Source organism: Granulicella sp. L46, assembly GCF_009765785.1.
In the GTDB taxonomy this organism is placed as follows: domain Bacteria; phylum Acidobacteriota; class Terriglobia; order Terriglobales; family Acidobacteriaceae; genus Granulicella.
This window is the reverse complement of record NZ_LMUT01000016.1, coordinates 264546-272577: the sequence shown is the minus strand read 5'-3', so window position 1 is coordinate 272577 and position 8032 is coordinate 264546. Positions and strand designations below refer to the sequence as shown.

General features: G+C 59.3%; 5 protein-coding genes. 1 reads left to right on the top strand and 4 read right to left on the bottom strand.

All coding sequences use genetic code 11. The features are described from left to right. Positions 1–404 precede the first annotated feature (404 nt). Together GSQ80_RS18120 and GSQ80_RS18115 are read right to left on the bottom strand one after the other, a co-directional pair. Complete coding sequence (locus tag GSQ80_RS18120; protein ID WP_254059751.1) at positions 405–1721, bottom strand: DUF1501 domain-containing protein; 1317 nt, start codon at positions 1719–1721, stop codon at positions 405–407. A gap of 234 nt (positions 1722–1955) precedes the next feature. Beyond that, positions 1956–2663 carry a hypothetical protein gene (locus GSQ80_RS18115; protein ID WP_216850427.1) on the bottom strand — a complete coding sequence of 236 codons (708 nt, stop codon included), beginning with the start codon at positions 2661–2663 and terminating at the stop codon, positions 1956–1958. Between the two features lie 110 nt (positions 2664–2773). Here GSQ80_RS18115 and GSQ80_RS18110 point away from each other — a divergent pair, with 110 nt between their 5' ends. Next, positions 2774–2989: a hypothetical protein gene (locus GSQ80_RS18110; protein WP_158789063.1), complete on the top strand. Its 216-nt coding sequence runs from the start codon at positions 2774–2776 to the stop codon at positions 2987–2989. A 138-nt stretch (positions 2990–3127) separates the two neighbouring features. Here the strand turns inward: GSQ80_RS18110 and GSQ80_RS18105 are convergent, their stop codons facing one another. Further along, entirely contained in the window at positions 3128–5359 is a 2232-nt protein-coding gene (locus GSQ80_RS18105; RefSeq protein WP_158789062.1) for a DUF1800 domain-containing protein, read from the bottom strand. A 301-nt stretch (positions 5360–5660) separates the two neighbouring features. After that, a complete protein-coding gene (locus tag GSQ80_RS18100; RefSeq protein WP_158789202.1) occupies positions 5661–7832 on the bottom strand; it encodes a thiamine pyrophosphate-dependent enzyme in 2172 nt (723 codons plus the stop codon). Positions 7833–8032 lie beyond the last annotated feature (200 nt).

Genomic DNA, 8032 nt, shown 5'->3' with positions numbered 1-8032 from the left:
CCCCCTCGCCGTCCCCCTCCAAACCCTCCCCACCCCAAAACTAATCCTCCCCACCCCACCCGACCTCCCAGCCCTTTCGCTTTTTCTCACCACCCACTTAAAACCCTAGCGTCTTCTTTACGCTCTACACTCTATCCCCTGCACCCTGCCCTTAAAGACGTGAGGCGCCCGATACTCTGGGCGCCTACTAATAGGTGGGAGGGTTCGTGCAGATAGGGGATGCCGGTTACCGTGGGGACTGCTGGCCCGGCTTGCTTTGTGTTACATCTTCTTTGACGCAAATCCACGGCATTAGTTTTGCTCTAACCACCCTTTTCTTGAGCAAGTTGTGCAAAAGTTTTGTCACGAAAATGTCACCAGAAAATGACACCCAAAGTTCGTAATCCGCATCCCACAAACCCACGTCACACAAGGTTCAAAAATCCCCCTGGCTCAACCTTCGCGCCCGGAAACACCGCATCCAGTTTCCGCACCCCAAGCGTCTTATAAGCCGCTTCCCCCAACACATTCCGAAAGTCCGTAGTCACCACCAAATCCCGACCCTCGTTCAGTTGCTCATTCGCTAGCCCCGGCCACTTCCCATAAACCTTCCCGCCCTTCACCTGCCCACCCAGCACGAACATCACATTCGCGTGCCCATGATCCGTCCCGCCCGTCCCATTCTGCCGAGCCGTCCGCCCAAACTCGCTCATCGTCACCAGCGTGACATCCTCAGCCTCATCGCCCATATCCTTCCAGAACGCCGCAATCGTATCCGAAAAATCCCGTAGCCGACCCGCAAGCTGTCCCTCCGCGCCCCCCTGGTTCTGATGCGTATCCCACCCGCCCACATCAGCGAACGCCGCCTCCACCCCAAGATTCGCCTTCAACAACTGCGCCACCTGCTTCAAACTATTCCCAAACGCCGACTTCGGATACTCAACCCCAGCCGCCGGCACATACGCCGCAGGATTCGTAGCCTTCAACATCTTCACAGCCTCAAACGTATCCGCCCCCGTCCCATGCAGCAGCGCATCCGAGCTCTGGTCATACATCGCCTGAAACGCACTCGACTCGCCCTCCGCAACCGCCCCCTTGCCCGCCACCGAAAAGTCCGCAAGATTCGCGACAGCAATAGCCGGCACCTTCCCCGCCAGCGTCCGAGGAACCTCCGGCCCCAGCGCCACTGCCCGAAACACCGAAGGCTTCGCCCGCTCCGGCTCAACTTGCAGCGCCCGATTCAACCACCCATCCACCGTCGACTTCACTCCCGGCGTACCCGACTCCATATAGTCCTGCGCATCGAAATGCGATCGCGAAGGATCCGGCGACCCCGCAGCCTGCACCATCGCCAAATGCCCCTGGTCAAACAGCGGCTTCATCGAAGCCATCGCCGGATGCAATCCAAAGAACCCATCCAAATCCAATAGCTGTTGCGGCTGAATCCCAATCGTAGGCCGCATCGCATAATAGTTCGGCTCCTTATAAGGCACCACCACATTCAGCCCATCGCAAGCCCCACGCTGAAACACCACCACCAGCTTCTTCTTCCCAGCCGCAGCCCGCGCCACCTCGGCATACACCGACCGCGTAAGAAACGCCGGAATCACACTAGTCCCCACCAGCGCCAGCGCCCCGCCCCGCAGAAACCCCCTCCGCGTAACAGAATTCCGCCGCACCAAATCCCGCCCCCGCAGATCACAACCCCAATGGCCAGCATCGAGAAACAAAGTCTTCGCCACAGCCCAACACCTCCAACAGACACGCCCGCACCCATCAGCGCGTACTCATACAAACTCAACCCCACCACAATAGTTGTCCTGATTCCTCGCAGCTCAACGTGGCGAAACGTCGCAACCTTGGCGTCCATAGCGTCAAAACCCTTGCCCTTGCTTTTCTTTCTGTCATTTCCCCTGGGAATCTGCTTCTTCTCTTGCCTTTGCCTTCACTAGAAGCTAAAAGCTAGAATCCCTCGCCTACATCACCGGCGCCGCCGTCCCATCCGACCACTTCCCCACCGCCACCAGAAAAATCGTCATCCGATCACCCAGATCAGGCGCAGCCATCACCGGAGACCCCTCCACATTCGCTCCCCAACTCTTCGCCGCATCCCCCGCAGCAAACCACATCAGGTGCGGATGCCAACTATGCCCCTCATCCCCCAGATACTGCTTCTTCGACATCATGTACGACATCGCCCCCACCCCCGGCTCCGTCAACTCCTTCTTCTCCCACGCCGTCTTCAGCGCCGCAGCAATCTCCTCCCTCGACTTACCAGCCATCGCCAGCTTTGCCTCCAGCCGCACCACCTGCAAATACGTCTTCGCCGCCTCCGGATTCACGCAAATCGGCCCGCGAATCTTCGGATTCCAGAACTCCGGAAAATCAACCGCCGCAGCAAACGACCGCTCCACCAAGCACACAAACCCGTTCCCACCCGGCGCGACCGTCGTATACCCATCCCGCCCCAGCACCAACACCTCAGCCCCACCAGAAATCGAAACCGGCGCGGCACTCCGAGCCAGTGCCACCTCAGCATTCTTCTCCATCAAATATTGGTCCAATGGCGCCGCCACCGGATAACGTGCCCCGGCTCCCTGCGCCGCCATCGGCAACGCCGAAGTCACAAGGCCCAACGCCACAGAAACAACAACCGCAAGAACGCCACACTTCCTCACAGGCATGAGATCTCCTAACGCGACAGGGTGTTGCCAGTAACTCTAGACCACCCCACCCCCAACCGTCACCTACCTCCTCGTCATCTCAACCGAAGCGAAGCGAAGTGGAGAGACCCTTGTATTGGTACGTGCCCTTGCCTTTGCCTTTGCCGTTGCCTCTGCCTCTGCCTTACCTTTGCTTTTACCTTTGCCATTGCATTGCCATTGCCGTTGCCATTGCCATTGCCATTGCTGTTGCTGTTGCTGTTGCTGTTGCTGTTGCTGTTGCTGTTGCTGTTGCTGTTGATTTTGTCTTTGCTCTTGCCGTTGTTTGTTCTTCGCCGTCATCCTGAGCGAAGCGAAGGACCCCCGCATTTGTCTTTGCTCTTGCACTTGCCTTTCTGGCTGTCATTCCGAGCGCAGCGAGGAACCTGCTTCTCGCGCGAAGCGCGCCCGTTCTTGCCTTAGCTAAAGTTAGAAGCTAGAAAACCTTACCTCCGTTGAAACTCCGGCGAGCCCATCAACAGTCCAGCCATCGTATCCAACGGCACCTCATTCTGTTTCCCCGTCCGAGCCGGCTGCACCACCGCCGCCCGCACCAACCCACCACCCATCCCCTGACCCGCCGCCTGCGACCCCACAAACCCAACCGCCGCCTGCGCCTGCGCCGTAGGATTCATAAACTCCGCCATCACCGCCGCCCGCGTCCGTTCCGACGCACTCTGCCCCAACACCTTCCCCTCCAACTCCCTCTCCGTAGCCGCCGAAGCCTCCACATTCTGTGACCCCAGCACCCCAGCCCAATCCGTCACCGTCCCGTTGACCTTGTTCCCGCTAAGCACCAGCGCAAAATTCATCCGGCTCAACAACCCATTACTCGAAACCCAATCCTCCGCCGTCCATCCATACCCATTAGGAGTCTGCATCCCCCACACCGGCATCCCCAGCCGATCCATCGCCTGCACGAGCGGCAGCGGATTCGTCACGGTAGCATCGCTAGCCCGCACCGCAGAAACCAAAAATTCCAGCGGCGTCTTCACCTTGGCCCTATAAACCCCCGGCGCCCAAAACTCCTTCGACTTGAACATCGCAGTCAACACCGCCCCAATATCCCCACCCGACTTCAAATACGCAGCCGCCATCCGATTCACCAGCGCAGCCGGAGGCACATCACTCACAAACCTCACTGCCAACTCCTGCGAGATAAAATGCGCGGTAGCCGGACTAGCCGCAAGGATATGCAGCACCTCCAACCCCTCATTCATCCCACCCTCAGCAATCGTATGCCCCAGCACCACCTTCGACCCGGGCTCATGCCGCTTGGGATCAAACACAAACTCCCCCGGCGTCCCCAAATCCGCACCCATCTTCGCCCGCACTCCACCACCCGCATACGGCCGATCAATCGTCCAACCCGTGAAGCACTTCGCGACCTCAATCACATCCTGCTGCGTATACCCTCCACCCACCCCCAGCGCGTGCAACTCCATCAACTCGCGCCCATAATTCTCGTTGATCCCTTTCGGCAACTTCTGCGCAATCTTCCCATCAGGTCTCGCCTTTTGAATCGCCGTCACCCGACCCGCCGCCAGTGAGTTCGGCCCAATACTCTCCCAGTTATCCAGGTACATCAACATCGCGGGACTCTTCGCCGTAGCTACCAGCAGGTCCTCAAACTTCCCCAACGCATGCGGCAGGATCGCGTCCTGCACATACACCGGCAGCATATACGGCTCCTGCTCATTCTTCCGCAGATACACATTGAAGTGGTTCAGCCAGAACTCAGTCATCACGGCCTGCAACTGCCGCTTGGAATCGATATCCCGCAACAGCCGCGTCTCCATATCCTCAGTAGCCACCACCCTCTCTGGCGACTCCACCATCGCCTCCACCGCCTCCCTCTGCGCCGGCGCCAACCCCGCCATCAACCGCATCCGATCCCTCCCCTTCACCATCTCCCGAAACCCCAGCATCCCCTCCGGCGACATCCCCACCAACCGCCCAAACCTCTCCTCCGGCGCCAACCGCAACACCCCCTCCACCTCCGTCGTCGACATGGCTGCCACCGCAGCCGGAGCTTCCGCCGCACCATTCCCCGTCACCGGCGACATCAAGGGTGCCCCATGTCTCGCTTCTGAGACATGGGTTCTCCCTGGACCCACGGCTGTCCCATTCATCACAGCCTTACCGTCATCGGCGCGGCCAACCACCGACCCCTGCGCTCCACCAACCACCAAATTCTTATTCTCAATCTTCTCCTGATAGACAGCCTCGCTGTCTGCATAGATCGCCCTCTCCACCGGATCACTCGGTACAGATCCCCCCAACTTACTCATCTGCCGAACCGCCGCACCCGACGGAAACCGCTCCTTCCGCTCCTCCTGCGGTAACCCCATCGCCGGAAACTGCCCCATCTCCACCTCAAACCCCGAGTCGTCTATCCGCTCCGGATGCAACTCCATCTCAAACCACCGCTGCAACCCCACCGACTCGACCGCCGCGACATCCCCCGGCCTAGGCCCAAACGTAAACCGGTTGAGCGCCTGCAGAACCTTCTCCTGTTCCGTCAGCGGCTTCGCATGCCTCTCAACCGGAATCCTGGCCCCGCCCATCTCCTGCGCCCCCACCCCCGGCGGCACCACCATCAGCCCACAAAGCACCGCCACAACAGCCGCCTGACCTCCGGCCCTCCCCACCCGACACAACCGTTCAACTCGTCTCATCCAAGGTCTCCGCGAACGCCGGCTCAGACACTCTCACCCTAGCCGGACCCTAGCTTCAACCCGCCCCCACCAGGCGAAGTTGCGATCTAAATCACCGATCATAAAACACTCACTGCCGACATAATGGACGATCAATCCTCCTCAAAGGTAGCCATCCTTTCGATACCTATACCACTCTAGTAGATATGCATCTCGTAGATACATTCATCCAATCGTCAAACAACTCCTTGTGGATCAATGCGCTACCCGAAACTAGGCTAAACACCTCGATTTGGGGCGCGAAACCGAGCTAAGTCTGCACCTAATACGCCGCTAACTCGCTCATGGCCTTGAAAAGGTGTTCCACCTGCGGCAGAATCTCATTCTCCAGCAGCGGCTGATACCCCACAAACGTGTCCATAGCCCCCACTCTCCGCACCGGCGCATCCAGCTCATCAAACAGCTCGTCCCCGATCCGAGCCGCGATCTCCGCCCCATACCCCCAGCTCTTCATATCCTCATGAGCCACGATCACCTTGCTCGTCTTCTTCACCGACGTAGCAATCGCATCCCAGTCATAAGGACTCAAACTCCTCAAATCAAGGAGCTCCACATCCACCCCGCGCTCCCGCTCCATCCGCCGCGCCGCCTCCAGCGCCCTCGGCACCACCGCCCCATACGTAATCACCGTAAGGTCCTTCCCTGGCTTCACCACCGCAGCCTTCCCAAACGGAATCATGTACTCCGGCCCAGGATAAGCCGCCCTCCCAAAGACCGACCGGTACAAATTCTTGTGTTCAAGGAACAAAACCGGATCATCGCACCGAATCGCCGTCCGCAACAGCCCGATCGCATCCAGCGCATTCGACGGCATCACAATCCGCACACCCGGCGTATGCGTGAAGATGCTCTCCCCGGACTGCGAGTGATAAATCGACCCACCTGTCAGGTATCCTCCCGCCGGAACCCGCATCACAAGCGGGCAGCTGAACTGCCCATTCGACCGCCACCGCATTAATGCTAACTCGTTACGCATCTGGTGCATAGCAGGCCAAATGTAATCAAAGAATTGAATCTCTACAACGGGCTTCATTCCGCGCGTAGCCATCCCAATTGCGCGCCCGGTAATATTCGCCTCAGCCAGCGGGGAGTTCCACACCCGGTCGCTGCCGAACTCCTTCTGCAGCCCATGCGTGACCTTGAACACCCCACCCTTGCCCTTCAGCTTCGCGTCTGTTCGGTCCGCATCCCGCGTCACATCGGCGACATCCTCGCCAAACACCACGATCCGTTCATCCCGCCGCATCTCGTCCCGCAGGCAGTGGTTGATCAGGTCCAGCATGGTGTGTTCCGCCGTGTCGGCCGTAGGCCGCACAGCCGTCTCAAACACCGAGTCGGTTGGCCTAAGCTCCTCAGAATAAACATGCTTCAGAATCGACTCCGGCTGTGCCAGCACAGCCGCCAGCGCCCGATCTGTCGCCCGCTGCACCTCTTCGTCCACCTTGCGCTCCAGCTCGTTGATCCCCTCAGCATCCAGAATCCCCTCGCGCAGTAGCCACATCTGCATCCGCGAAATCGGATCCCTCAGCGCATCCGCCTGGATCTCCTCCGCACTCCGATAATTTGTCTCGTCATCCGACTGCGAGTGCGAGTACGGCCGCACCACATGCCCATGCACCACCGCCGGCCCCTTGCCAGCCCGGCAATACGCTACTGCCTCGACCATCGCCGCATAGCTGGCGACCGCATCGGTCCCATCCACCTCGGCAAAATGAAAGTTCGGAAAGTTCGCAATCAGCCGCGAGATATTCCCACCCGGCGTGTTCACCTCAACCGGCGTAGAGATCGCGTACCCATTATCTTCAATGACATACAGCACAGGTAGCTTCCCATTCGAAGCCGTATTCAGCGACTCCCAAAATTCTCCCTGGCTAGTCGACCCCTCCCCAATCGACACATACGCGACTTCATCGGCATGAAACGTCACGTCCTTGAACTCGCGGTAATCCACCACCCCCTCAGCCGGCTTCTTCGCCGCTTCCGGATGCCGCGAATAGTACCGCCCAGCCTCCGCGCACCCCACCGCATGCAGGCACTGTGTAGCTGTAGACGACGACGGCGACACAATATTCAGCCGCTTGCTAGTCCAATGCGACGGCATCTGCCGCCCCCCGCTGGCCGTGTCATCCGCAGCCCCAACAGCCTGCAGCAACTGCTCCTCCACCGTATTCCCCAGCGTCAGGCAGATCGCCCGATCGCGGTAATACGGGAAAAACCAGTCATACCCCGGCTTCAACGCCATGCCAGCCGCCACCAGCAGCGCCTCATGCCCAGCGCACGAAATCTGAAAGAAAATCTTCTGCTGCTTCTTAAGCTGAATCTCACGGTCATCCGTACGCCGCGAAAGATACATCAGCCGATAGAACTCAATCAGCTGCTCCCGGCTCAGTCCAGCGTTCTCCGCTGCCCCCGATACCTGCCCCCCGCCCATCATCTCAGGAGCACGCACCGCACTCTTCCCGTTGGAACCATGTCGTTGAGCCACGGTTTCGTCTCCCTTCGCAACCCCCAGAATTCTACTCATTTCACCTCTACCAGAGTAGACCCCTCTTTCCACAGCCACCCCTCCCCAATCCGGAAACCGGACACCGCATCCGCCTCCTCCTGCATCCCACCTCCAAAGCACTCCTTTAC

Bases quoted from the DNA above. Each gene is read 5' to 3' on its own strand.
- GSQ80_RS18115 (WP_216850427.1), bottom strand. From the start codon at position 2,663: ATGCCTGTGAGGAAGTGTGGCGTTCTTGCGGTTGTTGTTTCTGTGGCG.
- GSQ80_RS18105 (WP_158789062.1), bottom strand. From the start codon at position 5,359: ATGAGACGAGTTGAACGGTTGTGTCGGGTGGGGAGGGCCGGAGGTCAG.
- GSQ80_RS18100 (WP_158789202.1), bottom strand. From the start codon at position 7,832: ATGATGGGCGGGGGGCAGGTATCGGGGGCAGCGGAGAACGCTGGACTG.